Source organism: Romboutsia sp. LXY-2 (genome assembly GCF_056171995.1).
This window is the reverse complement of the sequence record NZ_JBKFGI010000003.1, coordinates 150,491-168,055: the sequence shown is the minus strand read 5'-3', so window position 1 is coordinate 168,055 and position 17,565 is coordinate 150,491. Positions and strand designations below refer to the sequence as shown.

Annotated in this window: 19 protein-coding genes; 3 read left to right on the top strand and 16 right to left on the bottom strand. The window is 29.1% G+C overall.

Annotated elements, in window-relative coordinates; all coding sequences use genetic code 11:
- Positions 1 to 64 precede the first annotated feature (64 nt).
- On the bottom strand, positions 65 to 343 hold the full coding sequence (locus tag ACI48P_RS06650) for a hypothetical protein (RefSeq protein ID WP_475214699.1): 279 nt from the start codon (positions 341 to 343) through the stop codon (positions 65 to 67).
- Positions 344 to 479: 136 nt separating this feature from the next.
- Between ACI48P_RS06650 and ACI48P_RS06645 the strand changes: the two genes are divergently transcribed.
- Complete coding sequence (locus ACI48P_RS06645; RefSeq protein ID WP_475214698.1) at positions 480 to 971, top strand: hypothetical protein; 492 nt, start codon at positions 480 to 482, stop codon at positions 969 to 971.
- Between the two features lie 143 nt (positions 972 to 1,114).
- Here the strand turns inward: ACI48P_RS06645 and trhA are convergent, their stop codons facing one another.
- From trhA to ACI48P_RS06590, 11 genes are all read right to left on the bottom strand, one after another.
- Positions 1,115 to 1,762: a PAQR family membrane homeostasis protein TrhA gene (gene trhA / locus ACI48P_RS06640; RefSeq protein ID WP_475214697.1), complete on the bottom strand. Its 648-nt coding sequence runs from the start codon at positions 1,760 to 1,762 to the stop codon at positions 1,115 to 1,117.
- A gap of 172 nt (positions 1,763 to 1,934) precedes the next feature.
- Positions 1,935 to 3,443: a sodium/pantothenate symporter gene (panF, locus tag ACI48P_RS06635; protein ID WP_475214696.1), complete on the bottom strand. Its 1,509-nt coding sequence runs from the start codon at positions 3,441 to 3,443 to the stop codon at positions 1,935 to 1,937.
- Positions 3,443 to 3,763, bottom strand: a complete 321-nt coding sequence (locus ACI48P_RS06630; protein ID WP_475214695.1) for a YhdT family protein — start codon at positions 3,761 to 3,763, stop codon at positions 3,443 to 3,445. The genes panF and ACI48P_RS06630 overlap by 1 nt, the downstream gene beginning before the upstream one ends.
- Positions 3,764 to 3,932: 169 nt before the next feature.
- Positions 3,933 to 4,679, bottom strand: a complete 747-nt coding sequence (locus ACI48P_RS06625; RefSeq protein ID WP_475214694.1) for a rhodanese-like domain-containing protein — start codon at positions 4,677 to 4,679, stop codon at positions 3,933 to 3,935.
- Positions 4,680 to 4,857: 178 nt separating this feature from the next.
- On the bottom strand, positions 4,858 to 5,889 hold the full coding sequence (locus ACI48P_RS06620) for an ABC transporter ATP-binding protein (protein ID WP_475214693.1): 1,032 nt from the start codon (positions 5,887 to 5,889) through the stop codon (positions 4,858 to 4,860).
- A gap of 11 nt (positions 5,890 to 5,900) precedes the next feature.
- Positions 5,901 to 6,704 (bottom strand): ABC transporter permease, encoded by an 804-nt coding sequence (locus tag ACI48P_RS06615; protein ID WP_475214692.1) that lies wholly within the window; start codon positions 6,702 to 6,704, stop codon positions 5,901 to 5,903.
- Positions 6,705 to 6,712: 8 nt separating this feature from the next.
- Positions 6,713 to 7,576, bottom strand: coding sequence for an ABC transporter permease (locus ACI48P_RS06610; RefSeq protein ID WP_475214691.1), 864 nt, complete (start codon positions 7,574 to 7,576; stop codon positions 6,713 to 6,715).
- Positions 7,563 to 8,771 (bottom strand): ABC transporter substrate-binding protein, encoded by a 1,209-nt coding sequence (locus ACI48P_RS06605; protein ID WP_475214690.1) that lies wholly within the window; start codon positions 8,769 to 8,771, stop codon positions 7,563 to 7,565. The genes ACI48P_RS06610 and ACI48P_RS06605 overlap by 14 nt, the downstream gene beginning before the upstream one ends.
- 21 nt (positions 8,772 to 8,792) lie before the next feature.
- Complete coding sequence (locus ACI48P_RS06600) at positions 8,793 to 9,377, bottom strand: CDP-alcohol phosphatidyltransferase family protein (protein WP_475214689.1); 585 nt, start codon at positions 9,375 to 9,377, stop codon at positions 8,793 to 8,795.
- A 32-nt stretch (positions 9,378 to 9,409) separates the two neighbouring features.
- Positions 9,410 to 10,075: a TVP38/TMEM64 family protein gene (locus ACI48P_RS06595; protein WP_475214688.1), complete on the bottom strand. Its 666-nt coding sequence runs from the start codon at positions 10,073 to 10,075 to the stop codon at positions 9,410 to 9,412.
- Positions 10,076 to 10,133: 58 nt separating this feature from the next.
- On the bottom strand, positions 10,134 to 11,273 hold the full coding sequence (locus ACI48P_RS06590) for a (Fe-S)-binding protein (protein WP_475214687.1): 1,140 nt from the start codon (positions 11,271 to 11,273) through the stop codon (positions 10,134 to 10,136).
- A 248-nt stretch (positions 11,274 to 11,521) separates the two neighbouring features.
- On the opposite strand from ACI48P_RS06590, the gene ACI48P_RS06585 reads away from it, so the two are divergent.
- Entirely contained in the window at positions 11,522 to 12,229 is a 708-nt protein-coding gene (locus tag ACI48P_RS06585) for a TVP38/TMEM64 family protein (RefSeq protein ID WP_475214686.1), read from the top strand.
- Between the two features lie 61 nt (positions 12,230 to 12,290).
- Here the strand turns inward: ACI48P_RS06585 and ACI48P_RS06580 are convergent, their stop codons facing one another.
- The 4 genes from ACI48P_RS06580 to hypB form a co-directional block, all read right to left on the bottom strand.
- Positions 12,291 to 12,482, bottom strand: coding sequence for a hypothetical protein (locus ACI48P_RS06580; RefSeq protein WP_475214685.1), 192 nt, complete (start codon positions 12,480 to 12,482; stop codon positions 12,291 to 12,293).
- Positions 12,483 to 12,600: 118 nt separating this feature from the next.
- Positions 12,601 to 12,942, bottom strand: a complete 342-nt coding sequence (locus ACI48P_RS06575; RefSeq protein WP_475214684.1) for a hydrogenase maturation nickel metallochaperone HypA/HybF — start codon at positions 12,940 to 12,942, stop codon at positions 12,601 to 12,603.
- Between the two features lie 53 nt (positions 12,943 to 12,995).
- Positions 12,996 to 15,680 (bottom strand): FAD-dependent oxidoreductase, encoded by a 2,685-nt coding sequence (locus ACI48P_RS06570; RefSeq protein ID WP_475214683.1) that lies wholly within the window; start codon positions 15,678 to 15,680, stop codon positions 12,996 to 12,998.
- A gap of 39 nt (positions 15,681 to 15,719) precedes the next feature.
- Entirely contained in the window at positions 15,720 to 16,394 is a 675-nt protein-coding gene (gene hypB / locus ACI48P_RS06565) for a hydrogenase nickel incorporation protein HypB (RefSeq protein ID WP_475214682.1), read from the bottom strand.
- A gap of 210 nt (positions 16,395 to 16,604) precedes the next feature.
- Between hypB and ACI48P_RS06560 the strand changes: the two genes are divergently transcribed.
- Positions 16,605 to 17,525, top strand: coding sequence for a DUF5692 family protein (locus ACI48P_RS06560; RefSeq protein ID WP_475214681.1), 921 nt, complete (start codon positions 16,605 to 16,607; stop codon positions 17,523 to 17,525).
- Positions 17,526 to 17,565 lie beyond the last annotated feature (40 nt).

Here is a 17,565-nt window from a genome sequence, read left to right as displayed (position 1 = left end):
ATGTTCCATCATCTATACCATCTTATATTCCCATACCATATACTTTTATTAATGTAACATGTATTTACATTTCTTCTGTTCTAAAGTTTAGTTTAGAAATGTCCTGTGATAATATATTTAACTTGATTATAGGTTTTATAATTTTATTAGATAAAATAAATGTCAATATACTAATTAATATTACAGAAAACAGACTCATAATAACATTAAATCTATTTATTATTTCCATAGTTTCTTGTGAGTGTTCAATGGTTGTTGCAACTGCAAATATATAATCTTCTTTTTTAATAAATTTTACTAGTAAGCTATATTTTGACTTTTCTTGATTAAAAATCTTATTCATAGCTTTTATATCTAATCTATTTATTGATTCTTTTGGTATCTATTATAGACTATATTTATGACATTAATGTTACAGTAATAAAAAAGTATATAAAAGGTAAGCATAAATATAAGAATTTATTACAAAGAGGTGCATCATGTTTAAAAATAAATATATTTCACTACTAATATTAACTTTAATAATATCAATCTTTGCTACTATCAACATAAGCGCTTTAGCTAATATACCTGGTCCATCATTTGGGTCTTTTGTCAAAGATTTAAAAGAAATAGAAAATGATTACTACTTAGTTGGTAAAACAGTCATTAAAAACTCCGATAGTATAGAAAAAATTTCTCAATTAAAAAAAGAGATAAACTTTTATACAACTAAGATTCAAGGTATCCAGTCAAGTCTTGCTAATTATGCATCCAACGTAAATGAAAATAGTATGGAAGCAAGAAATATTGCACTACTGCAATATGCTGCTGATTTTTACAGACGTGGTCTTTCGGAATTATTAATAATGTTAGATACAGAGGATGATACAGAATACTATAACGCTTTAGAATTTTACTATTATGCTAAGATATTGTCTCAACAATCAGTTGATTTTGTAGAAGATCAAATAGGTACAACTAAAAAATAATTAAAGAATTCCCTCCGTTCATGTACTCAACGACTTCTTAACATTAGCCATCATAATTTCTTTATACTAAAAAAGGTGAACTATTTTTAGCTCACCTTTTAATATCTATAAATATTCTAGATTATTTAATTAAATCTTAATAACTATATTACATATTTAAATACACAGAAGAAATGAGTTAAGCTTCCTAACATAATAAATACATGGAATATTTCATGGTATCCAAAATGTTTCATTTTCATCCACTTAGGTTTTACTGCATAAATTACTGCACCTATTGTGTAAAAAACACCACCAAGAACTAATAATGACACTCCAGTTAATGATAATGCCTTATATAATGGTGCTATTGCAAAAACTGCAACCCATCCCATGGCAACATATAATAATGTAGATATCCATCTTGGACATTTAAACCATATCATTTTAAATAACACACCTGCTACTGCAGCCGTTGCAATAATTGTATATAATACCCAACCTTGCATGCCTTGTAAAGCTATTAAGCAAAATGGTGTATATGATCCAGCTATTAATATAAATATCATCGAGTGATCAAGTCTTCTCAAAAATTTAATTACGTTGTCTGAAGAAACAACCATATGATAGATAGCTGATGCTGAATATAGAAGTATCATACTGGTACCAAAAATTATAACTGAAGTAAGCGCTAAAGCACTTGGATTATTTAATGTAGTTTTTATTACTAATGCTAGTAATCCTATAAATGAAAGTATTGCTCCTGCTAAATGAGTAAATCCATTAACAGGCTCCCTAATATATTTAGACATATTATCCCTCCTTAAATCTATATTAATTTATTTCTCACGGAATATATTATACATACTTATAATAATTATCATACAGCTTTATTAAACTAACTTCAATATCATTTTTATTAAACTCTAATAATTTAGTATTAGAAATAGGAGCATTATTGTTAAGCTCCTACATAGTCTTATCCTATTTTTTATTTGTGTATACTCCCCAGAATGTTTCAATAGTTTCTCTTGATGGAGACTTAGTATTAAGTGATACTATTACAAAAAGTGTTAAAGAAATTATTAAAGGAAGCACTATAGTGTGCATTCCTAAAGGTCTAACCCAAACGTAGCTAAATAATATATATGAGCCTACCCCAGATATTATTCCTGCTAAAGCCCCTTGTGCATTTGCTCTTTTCCAGTATAGGCCTAATAATATTGGCCATAAGAATGTTGATATAGTACCTGCATTTGCGTATATATTTAACCATACTATTAACTCTGGTGGATTAAAAGCAACAATATATATAATTATTCCAAGTACACTAGTTGCTAATATACTAATCTTACCTATTTTTTTAGAATTAGTTTTTATTTTTGGGTTTATATAGTTTGCATATAGATCATTTACAATTGCTCCTGACGCTACAAGTAACTGAGAATCAACCGTAGACATTATTGATGCTAAAGGACCTGCTAATAATAACCCTGCTATTACAGATGGGAATAACTGTGTAGTTAATGTAGGTATAACAAGGTCTCCTGACTCTATTCCTGTTACAAGTGTACTACCAAATGCTCCGACTAAATGCATACCTAATAGTAAAATCACAGAAACTACAGTTCCATATTTTAGTCCTTGGTGCAAACTATTAGTATCCTTATAACTCATAGCCCTCTGAGATACAGATGGAATCCCTACAACAGCAAATCCTACGAGTATCCAAAATGAAGTTACCCATGCTATGGTCATATTTCCTTCAGTTACACCAAAGGGAGTAATTAATCCTTCATTAATTCCCTGCATATTACTTACTATGTTTTCTATTCCTCCACCTGCAACAACTGTTCCAACAAATATGGCAATTGTTGCTATAGTCATTATTACACCTTGAACAGTATCAGAAATCGTTACTGCTCTAAATCCTCCAATAACAGTATGAACTATAACAGTTACGCCAAAAGCTGTTAAGGCTATAGAGTAAGGAAGACCTACTGCACCTTGCAACAATCTTGCTGCACCTATCCACTGTGCTGCCATAGCTGCAACAAAGAAGGCAACTATAGATATAGAAGTAAGTATTACTACTGCATCTGACTTATATCTTTCTCTTAAAAAGTCTGTTATTGTTACTGCATTTATTTTTCTAGCTATTATTGCAAATTTCTTACCTAAAACTGCTAAAGTAAAGTATCCTGTTGGCATCTGAGCCATTGCTAAAAACACCCAACCTAGCCCTTGTGTATATGCAGTTCCAGGACCACCTATAAAACTTCCTGCGCTTAAATATGTAGTAACTAATGTCATGGCTAAGACAAAACCGCCTAATCCCCTTCCACCAGTCATATATTCATCCATAAACTCATTTTTTTTACTTGATCCATTTCTCGCTTCATTTACATATTTCATAGAGTAAAAACCAACACCAAATACAACACAAAAATATATGATTATTGGGAATAATACTCCATAATTAATAGAATTCATTATTCATACTCCTTTCTGTATTTCTCAATTTCTTCTTCTGATAATACTTCTAAGGACATATGCTTAAAGAATTTATTAATCATAACTATTGTTAATATTGAAAACAGTATGCTTCCAACTATACAACTCATAAAAAACCATGTTGGCAATCCAAATGTGTATGTATACTCTGATACTGGTTTATTGCCTAGCCCATATCCCCAAGCAAACCACCATATTAAGTTTAATATACCAAGGCAAAGTCCCATTAAGGCTTCTTTATTACATTGTTTATATCTTGGATCTTCTATAATTTCATATTTATCATTTTTATTAGCCATAATTGCAATCTCCTTTCATCACATTTATTATCTCCATTTTTTAACATACTTTACTACTATATCACAAAAAAAACCATATTGAAAATATTCAATATGGTTTTATTATATATTTAATTTTATTAAATTAACCATTTTTAATAAGTAATTTATATAAAATGGTTCCTCTAAACTATTTTACTAATTTAAACTCATACTCAGAAACTCCATCTACAGAGTTATATACATTTGTGAATCCTTTTTCTTGAAGTATCTTAGCACTTTCTGCACTTCTTCTTCCAGACTTACAGTATAATAATACTGTTTTGTCTTTAGCATCACTTAATTCATCAATTCTTTTTTCTATTTCTTCAGAAGATATGTTTATAGCATTTTCTATATGACCTTCTTTGAATTCTTTTTCATCTCTTACGTCTACTACAACAATATCCTTATTTTCACTTATTAATTTTTCAGCATCATATCCATTTACATCATTATATATCACTAAATCGTATTTATAATCTTTAACACCTTCAGCGTTATTTACATTCTTAAATCCATTGTCTGCTAATATTTTTGCTGCTTCTCCACTTTTCTTACCTGAGTTACAGTATAATACTATTGGCTTATCTTTATATGATTCTAATTCATTTAATCTTCCTTCTATATCATCTACAGATATATTTATCGCATTAGTTAAATGACCTTTTTCGTAATCTTCTTTACCTCTAACATCTATTATTACTATTTCTTTACTATCTTCTATTAATTTAAGAGCTTCATCACCTTTAATATCTTTGTATGTATTTGTAGCTTGCTCAGTTTGACCTGAGTTATTTGTTTCTTCATTCTTGTTAGTACATCCAACTAAACTTGCAAAAGATACAGTCAAAACTGCTGCTAATAATAATGATCTTACTTTTTTATTTATTTTCATCTTGATCCCCCAAATTTCTGTATTTTTTTCCCATAATTATTATATCAAATTATTTTTTCATGTATAATTGAATATTTCTATATTCAAGCATCTCATTATAGATAATCACTATATTGCTTTAATAAAAAAAGGAGCTATCGCTCCTTTTTTATTACTAAATCTAAAACCTATTTTTTATTTAAGTATTAAAGCATAATATATTTTTATCATCAATAATAATTCCAACACTTTCATTAATTAAATAATTATTCTCACTAGAAATAGCCTTTAGCACCTGACCATTAACATCAATATTATAATATGTTTTACCTCCAGCATATCTTTTTTTGATTATACTACCAGTAATATTATCTTCTGTAATACTACTAATAATAATATTTTCAATAGGAATCATAAGCTCTATATCATTATTCAAATCAGCATTAGTATTAATATTTATGTCTAACACTATGCTATTACTTATAAACCTATTATTAATAACTTTTCCTTTAATAAAGTTACGCTCTCCAAAAATATTAGCTATCTCTTTACTTATAGGATTTTCATATAAAATCTCAGGCTTATCAAACTGTTTTATTTCTCCATCAATCATAACAGCAATTCTTTCACTCATCATTAAAGCTTCTTCTTTATCGTGAGTTACTAATACTGTGGTAATGTTTAATCTTTTTTGAAGTTCTAAAACAAATTCTCTCATTTCATTTCTAAGATTAATATCCAGATTTGAAAAAGGCTCATCAAGCAGTAATATTTTTGGATTAACAGCTATAGATCTTGCTATTGCAACTCTTTGTTTTTGACCGCCAGATAATTCATATGGGTATTTCTTTTCATATCCTTCTAGCTTTACTAATCTTAATAATTCATTTACTTTTTCTTTTCTTATCTTTTTATCAACTTTACGCATTTTAAGACCAAATTCAATATTTTCAAATACACTCATATGAGGAAATAATAAATATTCTTGAAATACTATTACTGCATCTCTTTTTTCTGTTGGCAAATCTATTACACTTTCATTATTAAATAAAATATCTCCACTATCAGGACTAATAAGTCCTGCTATCAATTGTAGAGTAGTACTTTTTCCACAGCCTGACTTTCCTAATAATGAAATAATTTCTCCTTCATTTATTTCTAAGTCAATATTATTTAATACATTTTTGTTACTAAACTTTTTTGTTATGTTGACAAGTTTTACACATGACATAACTCTTCTCCTTAAATTTCATTTCTTCCCGAATCACTTTGTAATTTATTATATTTTTTTACACTACTTTCTACTAATATTAATACTATAATACTTACTATTAAAAATACAATACTATATAAAGATGCTATTGTTCTATCACCGCTTTGTATGTATGGAAACATAATCATAGGATATGTAATAATACGCCCTCCTCCAATTAATATTGTAAGAAAATACTGGCTAAAAGATATAATAAATGACATACTAGCCGCACCTATTATGCCTGGTATTAGAAGTGGGAAAGTAATATACCTAAAAACATTAAATGTTGATGCTCCTAACATTTTCCCTTGAACTTCTAGTTTATCTCCTATTAACAAATATGAATCTCCTAATATTCTTACAGCATAAGGAATACAAGGTAAAATATTTATTATTATAACACCCAATAAAGTGTTAGCTATTCCTATTTTTATAAACATAATATGTATTCCCATGGCCACACATATTAAAGGAACTATAATAGGTGATAATATTAATAGCTCAAAAAACTTCTTACCCTTAAAGTTATATATAGTAATTGCCTTAGCTGCTGGAATACTTATAAGTAAAGTAATAAGTACAACTATAATTGAAATAATAAAACTATATATAATTGAACATATACTTTGGTTTGTAAATATATACTCAAATCCTCTAAATGAAGTTTCTGTAGGAAGCAAATGAGGATATGCCCATGTGCTTGCACATGACCACACACAAAGTATTAATAATGGCGATAAAAAAATAATAAGTATTAAATTTGATAATAGTTTTTTTAAATTATCTCTCATGATCTCACCTATACTTTATATTTATTACTTTTCTCAAAAACTTTATTATAAACTATTAATAATATAAAACTAACAACCGATAAAACAACATTTATGACCATAGAGTTTATCCTCTGTCCTAAATCAGAACTTGTATAGCTTATGTATGCTTGAACTGACAGAGCCTTTGGAGTTGTGGCTCCTATTAAATAAGGTACTTCATATGATCCAAACGAAAAGGCAAACAATATAATAAATGATGATATTACTGCTGGCATTGATAGTGGTAATGCTATATATCTAAAGCTTTGCAATTTTGTAGCACCTAGGTTTATTGATACTTTTTCTAATTTTCCATTAATGCTTTTCAATATGTTGTAAGTGGTTATTGCTGTAAATGGTATACCTTTCCATAAATATACTAGTATTACTCCTATCCCCTTACTATCAAATAAGTTAAATCTAAACTCTTGCGAATCAGTAATAATATTAAGGTTATATAATATTCTTGATACAATGCCCGTTTGCGAAAATATGGTAATCATTAATAATACCACCACAATATGAGGAACTATTACTGGTAAATTTAATAAATAATCTCTTATTTTTGAACTTTTACTTTGAGACAGAATATACGCAAATAAAACACCTATTATTACTGACAAGAACGTAGAAATAAAAGATGTTTTTATACTAAATAGAAGAGATTTCAAGAAATTCTCATCTCTTAAAACCTCCTTATAATAATTTAGAGTCAATTCATTTTGCCCTATCTGTGGAAAATATCCTAAACTTTGAATTACACAATTAAATAGACCAATGCTCATAATAGTTATTAATAATACTGAAATAGGTGTTAGTAATAAGTATGGCTTTAATTTATTTTTTTCCATTTAAAACCTCATTAGTCCATATTTTTTCTATTATTGGTACTAAACCTGCCTTTAATTCAGGTACTGACTTTTCAATATTTGATGTATCTTTAAACTTAACTTTTTCTTCACTTGGTACTTTACCCATATCTAAAACTGTTATATCCCCCCAGTTAGCTGTATCAGTTTTAGATCCTTGAGCATCTATACTCATTAGAAAATCAGTAAGTACCATTGCTCCTGCTTTATTTTTTGAATTATTAGGTATTGCTAGAAAATGAGTATTGCTAATATTTCCTTTATCAAATTCTACAATTGTTGAGTCTTTGCTAAATTCCTTAGTATCAATTCTTCCTTGAACCATATTTGGTGCATAAGTCATTGTAAAGTATACCTCATTATCAGAGTACATATTATCTAATTGAGGTGTAGTAGCTGGGTATGTTTCTCCTTTATTCCATAAATATGGCTTTATTTCATTTAAATAATCTATTGCAGGTTGTATTACTTCTTTTACCTTTTCTTCATCTTCTTCTAGATTAGCTACTTTTTCATAACCTACAATATCGTATATTACATTTCTTACGAATGCACTTCCTTCAAAGTCTGGTAATGCTGCATATGTAAATTTACCTGGATTTTCTTTTATAAATGCTTTTAAACTTTCTGTATCCGTTATTTCACTTGGAACATTAGATGAATTTTTAACTAAAGCAAATTGAGATTTACCCCATGGCGCTTCCATACCTTCTACTTCTGTTCCAAAGTCCGTAGTTATTTCTTTCGAATTTCCATCTACATAATTTTTGTAGTTAGGTAGCTTGTCTACAAAAGGTCCAAATAATAATTCGTTTTCTTTTGCATTCTTAAAGTTTTCTCCATTTATCCAAACCACATCTATAACACCTTTATCACTTCCTGCCTGTTTTTCTGACATTAGTTGATTTAAAATATCGTCAATATTCATTCCTACTCTTTTTACAGTAACATCATATTTTTCTTTCATTTGTGGTATTACATAAGTGTCAAACCATTTATTCATCACTTCATTTCCACCATAACCATAAAAACTAACTGCACTTCCTTTTGCAGATTCTAATATTTCCTCGTAACTACTTTCTAGTATATTTTTAGTGCTTTCATTAGTTGGTTTTGAGCAACCAACAAAAGTAATACTAAGTATTAGGCACATTATTAAGCATATTTTTTGTTTCATTAATTTATCTCCCTTTCTATTTTAATCTAATATTTTTTTAGCTTCCAAAAATCTTTGTCCTACTGTGACTAATATTAAAAAAGATAATATGTTTGTAGTTATATTAAGATAGCTAGGAAATAAAAACATAATACTAAATAATATAAACCCTTCACTTCTTTCAGCTACTCCCGCTTGATAGTAAAAAGATTTCATCCCATTTTTCTCTGTTAATGCACCTACCGTTAAGAATACTGTCATTGATATAAGAATGCATGCTAATAATATAATAAGTTCAAACCTAACATGGTCATATTTTAATCCAAGTACTACTATCATTCCTATTTCTACTAATCTGTCACTAACAATGTCTAATAGAGTACCAAATGAAGAAGATGTATTACTTCTTCTTGCTATAGCACCATCTACAGCATCTAAATATCCCGATAGCCATAGTAAGAGAGCTGCAACAATTGGCATATCAAAATAAATGAATATTGATGTAGACAATCCTATTAATAATGCAATAAAAGTAACATTATTTGCACTTAGATTGCATTTAATAAAAAACTTTGCTCCAAATTCTATTATTGGATTTACATATTTTCTTGCATGTGTGTCTAACATTTTTGCTCCTTATCTTTTAATAATTTTTGCTATTAATTCTCTAATTTTGTTTCTTTATTTAAAAATTTATTTTTTAAGAATATAGAAATTACAAACAACAATATTAAAGCTGCAATAGATGCATAAAAACTATTACTTCCAATGTTTACAGATTCAGCACCTATATTTGTAAATACTAATATTCCAGGAATAGTTCCTACAAAAGTTGCAAGTATAAAGTCTTTATAGCAAATTGAAGTTAAACCTGCACCATAACTTATTATATCAAATGGAAATAATGGTATTAGCCTTAACATAAATACTATAAAGAATCCTCTTTCATTTATCATTTCTTCTAAATTATCTAATTTTTCCTTAGTTAACTTTTTTACTACATTTCTTCCTAATTTTCTTGAAATATAAAAAGATATACTTCCACCAATTAAAGCACCTATAGTTGTATAAATATACCCTTTAGCTAATCCAAAGGCTAATCCACCTGCAATTGCAAGTATAGAATCTGGAAATAAAGTTAAAGGCACCAATGCAAACATTATTATATAAACTAATGCACCAATTTTGCCAAATGATTCTACATAAGTCTTAATATCATCGATTCCAATATTCATACTATAAATTTTATAAATAATAAATCCTAGTGTTAAAATTATTAGTATACTGACTAATATCTTAACTACTTTTGAATTGTCCTTTTTCACAAATTAAAGCCTCCATTTATTATATTTAATATTTCAATATTTTTCTATACGTTACCAATTAAGGTACTATATTATTCACCTTAACCATCACCTTAGATTTATATCTGTTGTTCCATTTCTTTAAAGCAGATGTAGATTTTTGAGTGAAACTATTTTTATCTATTACGTCTTTATTAAAAATAAAATCTAACACATGTAATGTTTTTTTATTTGCAATTAACATTGATTCACAGCAAGACTGACAGTAAGATATTACAGTATCAGTTTTTGCATCTTCTGCTCTTTTATTACTTTGTTTGGATGATATATTTGAGTTTGTTGCTCTTACCATACCACCCGAACCACAACACTCACTATTTTCTCTATTTTTATCAAATTCAACTATATCAAGTCCAAGGTTATATAGTATACCTCTAACATCATCATGTATGTTATTTTCTTTCCTAATTGGGCATGGATCGTGTAGTGTAAAACTAATACCTAAATTCCTATAATTATTCACTACCTCATTTGGCAATCCATATTTTCTTATAATCTCCCATATAGGAGTAACTTTAACATTTTCACTATACTTTCTTATTGTTTTCAAACAATTTGGACAGGCTACAATAACTTCAGTTATATTTTCTTCCTTAAACATTTTTTCTAGCTTCGAGTAATAAGCTTTAAACTTTTTCATATCACCCATAGCTTCTGTTGGCTTTCCACAACACTGCATTACAAGAGAAATATCACCTAAGTTTTCTTTTAAATACTCAAATGTATCTTGTATTAATTCAGGGTTATAACTAGACAAACTACACCCAGGTAAAAATATCCTTTTACTTTTAATGTTATTAACACTACTTGAAAAAATTGGAGAAAAACTATTTATTTGATGAAATTTAATTGTATTGTAGCCAATATCTTTTAAATCCTTTTTATTATTTTTAAAAATATCTTTTCTCATGTTATAAAACATATTTTTCACATCAATATCTTTAGGGCATTTGTTATCACATGCTCCACAAAGCATACATGAATAAGGTATATTTTTATCTACTTTACTTTCATCAAGGATATCTTTCATTAAAGATTTTGGAGAAGATGAATATTCTCTCATCATTGGACATGGTTTGTAACATCTTTTACAATCTATACACTTACTTTCATTAATAGTTATTTCTTCTAAGGTCTCTTTACTTAAATTTATCTTCATTAATCATTTCACATCCTATTATTTATTACTTATTAATATATTTACTCCACTCTCTATAATAATACATTTTTTTACATAGTTTGCAAATTAAATAGTATTATAGATATGTTCTATAATGCTAATATTCTTTATAGTTATTTTCTATGCTTTATTTCTACATTTGTAATTTCATATTGTATTATTTTGTTATAATTATATGGTAATTGTAATAATAGATTATAAAATTTTAATTTTAATTAAGATAGGGGTTGAGTATAATTAATACTAAAAATAAAAATATGTTAACTAAAATAGTCATATTATTAGGGATTATTGCTATTTATTTCTTTGTACCTCCAGTAAATAATATGGTAAATCAAATGATTGTATCCCTTAGCTCATTAGATTTGGATGCTGTAAAAGAATATATACTATCATTTGGAATATGGGCTCCAATAATTTCTTTTGCACTTATGTTACTTCAATCTGTAGCTGCACCATTACCTGCATTTTTAATAACATTTGCAAATGCTACAATATTTGGATGGATTTATGGAGCAATGCTTTCTTGGGCGAGTGCTATGGCTGGAGCTGCTTTATGTTTTTGTATAGCAAAATATTTAGGAAGAGATGTTGTTATTAAGCTTACAAGTAAATACGCTTTAGATAGCATTGATGACTTTTTTAATAGATATGGTAAGCATACAATACTAATAGCAAGATTATTACCTTTTATGTCATTTGACCTAGTAAGTTATGCTGCTGGTCTTACTTCTATGAAGTTTATACCTTTCATAATTGCTACTGGTATTGGCCAACTTCCAGCAACAATAGTTTACTCTTATGTAGGTGGTATGTTAACAGGTTCAGCTAAAGTTGTTATGACTGGTTTACTAATACTTTTTGCTTTAACAGTATTTATTTATATGATGAAAAAAATCTATCATGAAAAAAACAATAAATCTATACAAGAATAGAATAATAATTAATAAATGAAAAAAGGAGTCAATATGACTCCTTTTTTTATTTAAATATACTTTATCTATGTTTTAAGTATATGTTATATTCTACTATTTCACCATCTTCATTTAATACTACTAAAAACTCATTATAGTGTGCATTATATGGTTTAATATACTTACACTTTAGTACCTTTTCATTGTCTTCAAGTTCTAATAATTCACTATCTTTTAAAAACTTTTTTTCTAGTAATTCTTCCAATCTATCCAAAAATATCCCCCCTATCTACTATCAGATACTCATCTCCTAGCTTAATCATATCAGAATTACTAGTTATGACTACAAAAATTAAGTCATAGTGGATTTATGCTCACTACGATTTGTCATTTTAGCAAGCAATTATTTCTTTTATCATAAATTCTTTACCTCCTAAAATATCAAAATCCTTATTATTACATTTAGGACAAGTACTATTATTTTCAAGTATATTAAATACCTTATTACAATCTTTACAAATAGCATTGCCTGGTAATATTTCAATTTCTAGTTTCGTATCTTCTAAAATCGTTCCATCAACAGCTACTGGAAAACACTGCTCTATATATTTAGGAATCATTGAAGATAATTCTCCTATTTGAAGTACTAAAGTATCTACTTTGCTTAAACTATTTTCTGCAACAACTCTTTCTACACTTTTCACAACTTCAATTACAACACCTAACTCATGCATATCTGTCACCGTCCTTTTTAACTTTTATCTATATGAGTTACTTTAAAATGCCATTATTCATTAGTTGAGAAAATATTTTTAACCTTCTTAACCCCTATCTTTACTTTACGCTTAATTATATGTTTTGCCACTATAGGTTTTACATCTTCATATGCTGCACCTTCACCATCATATACTCTTTCTAATGATATAGCATCAAATTTACATTTAGTAGTACATGCTCCACATCCAACACACATAAATTCATCAACTGTTGTTGCTCCACAACTTAAACAACGTTCAGTTTCTTTTATTATTTGCTCTTCAGTAAATGTACCTCTTAAATCTTTAAAGCTTTCTTTTGATTTAGAAGGATTTACATGAGGTACACTTTGTCTAGGCATTCTATCATATCCATCAAGATTGAGATCTGCTTTATCTAAAGATTGATATTGCCTTTTACTACGTCCTATTGTTAAGCTTTGTCCTGGTTGTACAAAACGATGAATAGATATGGCGGCTTGCTTACCAGCAGCTATTGCATCAATTGCAAATCTTGGACCAGTATATGAATCTCCTCCTGCAAAAATATCAGTTTCTCCAGTTTGATATGTTAATGAATCAGCTATAATTGTATTATTAGGATTTAATTTAACATTACATCCTTTTAATAAATTTCCCCACTCTATAGCTTGACCAACTGATATTAAAACATAGTTAGCTTCTACTACCTTTACTTCATTTTCATCATATTTTGGATTAAACCTTCCATTTTCATCGAAAGCTGATATACATTTTTTAAATTCTACTCCTACTACTATCCCACTATCAGTAAGTATTCTATTTGGTCCCCAAGAGTTATTTATCTTTATTCCTTCTTCTATAGCTTCTTCTATTTCCTCACTAAGTGCTGGCATAGTTTCACGAGTTTCTAGGCAGAACATATCTACTTTAGATGCTCCTACTCTTGTGGCATTTCTTGCTACATCAATAGCAACATTTCCTCCGCCAATAACTACTACATTTCCTTCAAGTTTAATTTTTTCACCTAAATTTATATTACGAACAAAATCAACACCTGCTATTACACCTTCAGCATTTTCGCCTTCTATATTTAACAATCTACCTGCTTGTGCACCTATTGCAATATAAAAAGCTTCATAGCTTTGATACCTTAATTCATCTATTGAGATATCTTTTCCAACTTCAATTCCAGTCTTAAACTCAACGCCCAACTCTGCTAATATTTCTATTTCCGCATTTACTACTTCTTTTTCCAATCTAAACTTAGGTATTCCAAGAGTAAGCATACCACCAAGTACCTTTTGTTTTTCAAAAACTGTAACTTTGTATCCATCAAGTGATAAATAGTAAGCACAAGATAAACCTGATGGTCCCCCACCTATTATTGCAATTTTTTTACCATATTGATGTCTTACTTGTGGTATATATCTATGCTCTGAATTTAGATCTTGTTCAGCTATAAATTTTTTTATTTCATCTATTGCTACAGGTTCATCTATATCTCCTCTAGTACAAGCTGATTCACATTTTCTTGGGCATATACGTCCACATACTGCTGGAAATGGATTTTCATTTTTAATTAATTGTAGTGCCTCTTTATATCTGCCTTGAGATGCAAGCTTTATATAACCTTGAATTCCTATATGTGCAGGGCACTCAGTTTTACATGGACTTGTACCAGTATCAACCACATCTTGTCTATTGTATCTATATTCTGGATTCCAGTGCTCAGGTCCCCATTCTGTATCACGAGGTGTAACTACCTTCTTCTCTTTTATTGGTGTATTTCCACATAATTTTTGCCCTAACCTTAATGCATTAACTGGACAGTTATCTACACATTCGCCACAAGCAACGCATTTTTCTTTATCAACTTTTGATACATAATTTGAACGAACCATATCTGTATTTCTAAACATACCTGCAGTTCTTAACGCTAAGCATGAACATCCGCAACAGTTGCATATAGCATGAGTTTTTCCTGAACCATCAAGATTCGGAATCTGATGCATTAGTCCGTTTTCTTCTGCTCTTTTTATTATTTCAAAAGCTTCTTCTTTTGTAATTTCACGCCCTCTACCTGTACGAATATAATACTCTGCCGCATGTCCCATTTGTATACACATATCTTCCTTTAAGTGACCGCATCCTTCACCCATTATTTCTCTAGATGTACGGCAAGAACAATCAGATACTGAGAAAATTGTATTGTCATTTAAATATTTCGATACTTCTTCATATGAAGCTCTTCTTGTTTCTCCTTCTATTGCCTTTTCTATTGGTATAACACGCATTAAGCCTATACCTACTGGAAAACTACCTGCAGTTTTTGGTCCTCTAACTCTTCCATAAGCTTCAAAGGCTTCAGCAATTTGTGGATATTTTTTTACATTTTCTTTATTGTTGACCATCATTTCCATTATGCCTGGTACCCAAGTATCATACCAATATACATCAATACCATCTCTTTTATTTACAAAACAAACACCTGCTACTGCTAAATCCCAAAGTAATTTTTCTGTTTCTTCGATGGATTTATTACATAATGTTGCTACTTCTTTAGCATCCATTGGAGTACGCATTTTTAGACACAACGCTACTTCAGCCATTTCATCACTAACTACTGGTTCTAGTATCATATACTCTGGATCTGTACTTTTAATTTCATTTTTCGAACCCATTTTCTTTTTACTAACTTTATTAGCAAATTCTAAAACTTTCATCTTAATCGCCATAAACTCCCCCCCCCAAACTTTATATAGTTAATTTTTTATTTAACGATTATTATTCCAACTATATACTTCTTCTCTTATCCAATTTGCCCATTCATCTATACCTTCGCCAGTTTTTGCTGAAATTGGAATTATCTTAACCTTTGGATTTATCCTCTTTACATGATTTGTAACAGCATCTAAATCAAAATCAAAATAATCTATTACATCCATCTTATTTATTAATAAAACATCTACTATCGAAAACATTAATGGGTATTTTAATGATTTATCATGCCCTTCAGGTACACTTAAAATCATTGCATTTTTTGAAGCTCCTGTGTCAAATTCAGCAGGACAAACTAAATTCCCTACGTTTTCTAATATCGCAAAATCAATACCTTCTGTTCCTAGTCCATTTAGTCCTTGTCTTGTCATATCAGCATCTAGATGGCACATTCCCCCTGTATGTAACTGAATCACTTTTGCTCCCGTCTTTGAAACAGTATTGGCATCTACATCAGAATCTATGTCTGCCTCTAAAATTCCTATATTCATTTCTCCCTTTAATTTTTCAATAGTTCTTAATACAGTAGTTGTTTTTCCAGAACCTGGTGATGACATCAAATTCAACAAAAACGTTTTCTCGATTTTCAACTGCTCTCTTAATAAATCTGCGTCTTTATCATTATTTTCAAAAACGCTCTCCTTAATTTCTATTATTTTATATGATTCCATAGATATCCCCCCTTTTTCGTAACAATGACTTACTTACTTAAATTATAGCATAATCGTAATACCTTGACATTTATTTATTTTGAATATTTTATAGTTTGAATTTATTTTATTTTGATTTATATTTATTTTGATGATTTTTGCGTTTTATTATGCTATTATTACTTTGAATTGATGTTTATTTAACAATTTTTAAAATGAGGGGATAATCTTATGTACTTATTTGAAGCACAGCCAATAAGTAATTGGCTAATGTTATTTTTCGTTTTTATAGTATTAATTTTATTTAATGAGCTTAGCCGTCGTTCGAAATGGGGAGGAATCGCATTTTTCTTGGTATTGCCAATAATACTTACTTTCTTTGTATGGCCAAAGACTGTAGATGGTACTAGTATGGATACTTGGTTCCATTATGCAAAGGTTTACTCAGCTTTAGCTGGATGCATGGGGTTCTGGGCGATGCGCCATATTAAAGGTGCAACTAATCATAAGTGGGTCTTATATTTTCCACCATTAATCCTGGCTATTAACATACTTGAAGCTGTAATTCGTGATTTTCAAATTGGATCACTTGGTTTAAATGCTCAGCTATACGAGGGTATGATGATGACAAGTGGATCTTGGAACTACATGAATGGTATTGCTGGAATATTAAATATTATTACCATAACTGGATGGGTAGGTATCTGTATTAGCCAAAGTAAAAGTAAAGATATGTTATGGCCTGATATGTGTTGGTTCTGGATTATTGCATATGATTTATGGAACTTCGCTTATACATATAATTGTTTAGGTGATCATGCTTGGTACTGTGGTATTGCATTATTATTTGCTCCAACAGTATGTGCATTTATATTTGGAAAAGGTGCTTGGTTACAACATAGAGCTCATACCCTTGCTTTTTGGGTAATGTTTGCTATGACTGTACCTTCCTTCACTGATACATCTAAATTTGCTGTAAAAGCTTCTCTAAATCCTACAGCTTTATTTTTAGTAAGTTTAGTTGCTTTATTAGGAAATATATCAGTTTTCATTTACATGGTTTCTAAAGTTAGTAAAACTAAGGTCAATCCATACAAAGATGAGTTATATAGCGATTTAGATTGTTATAAAGAAGTAAAAGCTTTATCTTAATATAAATTTGCTTCGTGCATGTAGCCAAATGCATCGTCTG

Bases quoted from the DNA above. Each gene is read 5' to 3' on its own strand.
- trhA (WP_475214697.1), bottom strand. From the start codon at position 1,762: ATGTCTAAATATATTAGGGAGCCTGTTAATGGATTTACTCATTTAGCA.
- ACI48P_RS06650 (WP_475214699.1), bottom strand. From the start codon at position 343: ATGAATAAGATTTTTAATCAAGAAAAGTCAAAATATAGCTTACTAGTA.
- ACI48P_RS06590 (WP_475214687.1), bottom strand. From the start codon at position 11,273: ATGAAGATAAATTTAAGTAAAGAGACCTTAGAAGAAATAACTATTAAT.
- ACI48P_RS06600 (WP_475214689.1), bottom strand. From the start codon at position 9,377: ATGTTAGACACACATGCAAGAAAATATGTAAATCCAATAATAGAATTT.
- ACI48P_RS06620 (WP_475214693.1), bottom strand. From the start codon at position 5,889: ATGTCATGTGTAAAACTTGTCAACATAACAAAAAAGTTTAGTAACAAA.
- ACI48P_RS06615 (WP_475214692.1), bottom strand. From the start codon at position 6,704: ATGAGAGATAATTTAAAAAAACTATTATCAAATTTAATACTTATTATT.
- ACI48P_RS06575 (WP_475214684.1), bottom strand. From the start codon at position 12,942: ATGCATGAGTTAGGTGTTGTAATTGAAGTTGTGAAAAGTGTAGAAAGA.
- ACI48P_RS06605 (WP_475214690.1), bottom strand. From the start codon at position 8,771: ATGAAACAAAAAATATGCTTAATAATGTGCCTAATACTTAGTATTACT.
- ACI48P_RS06630 (WP_475214695.1), bottom strand. From the start codon at position 3,763: ATGGCTAATAAAAATGATAAATATGAAATTATAGAAGATCCAAGATAT.
- ACI48P_RS06625 (WP_475214694.1), bottom strand. From the start codon at position 4,679: ATGAAAATAAATAAAAAAGTAAGATCATTATTATTAGCAGCAGTTTTG.
- hypB (WP_475214682.1), bottom strand. From the start codon at position 16,394: ATGGAATCATATAAAATAATAGAAATTAAGGAGAGCGTTTTTGAAAAT.
- ACI48P_RS06610 (WP_475214691.1), bottom strand. From the start codon at position 7,576: ATGGAAAAAAATAAATTAAAGCCATACTTATTACTAACACCTATTTCA.
- ACI48P_RS06570 (WP_475214683.1), bottom strand. From the start codon at position 15,680: ATGGCGATTAAGATGAAAGTTTTAGAATTTGCTAATAAAGTTAGTAAA.
- ACI48P_RS06645 (WP_475214698.1), top strand. From the start codon at position 480: ATGTTTAAAAATAAATATATTTCACTACTAATATTAACTTTAATAATA.
- ACI48P_RS06560 (WP_475214681.1), top strand. From the start codon at position 16,605: ATGTACTTATTTGAAGCACAGCCAATAAGTAATTGGCTAATGTTATTT.
- panF (WP_475214696.1), bottom strand. From the start codon at position 3,443: ATGAATTCTATTAATTATGGAGTATTATTCCCAATAATCATATATTTT.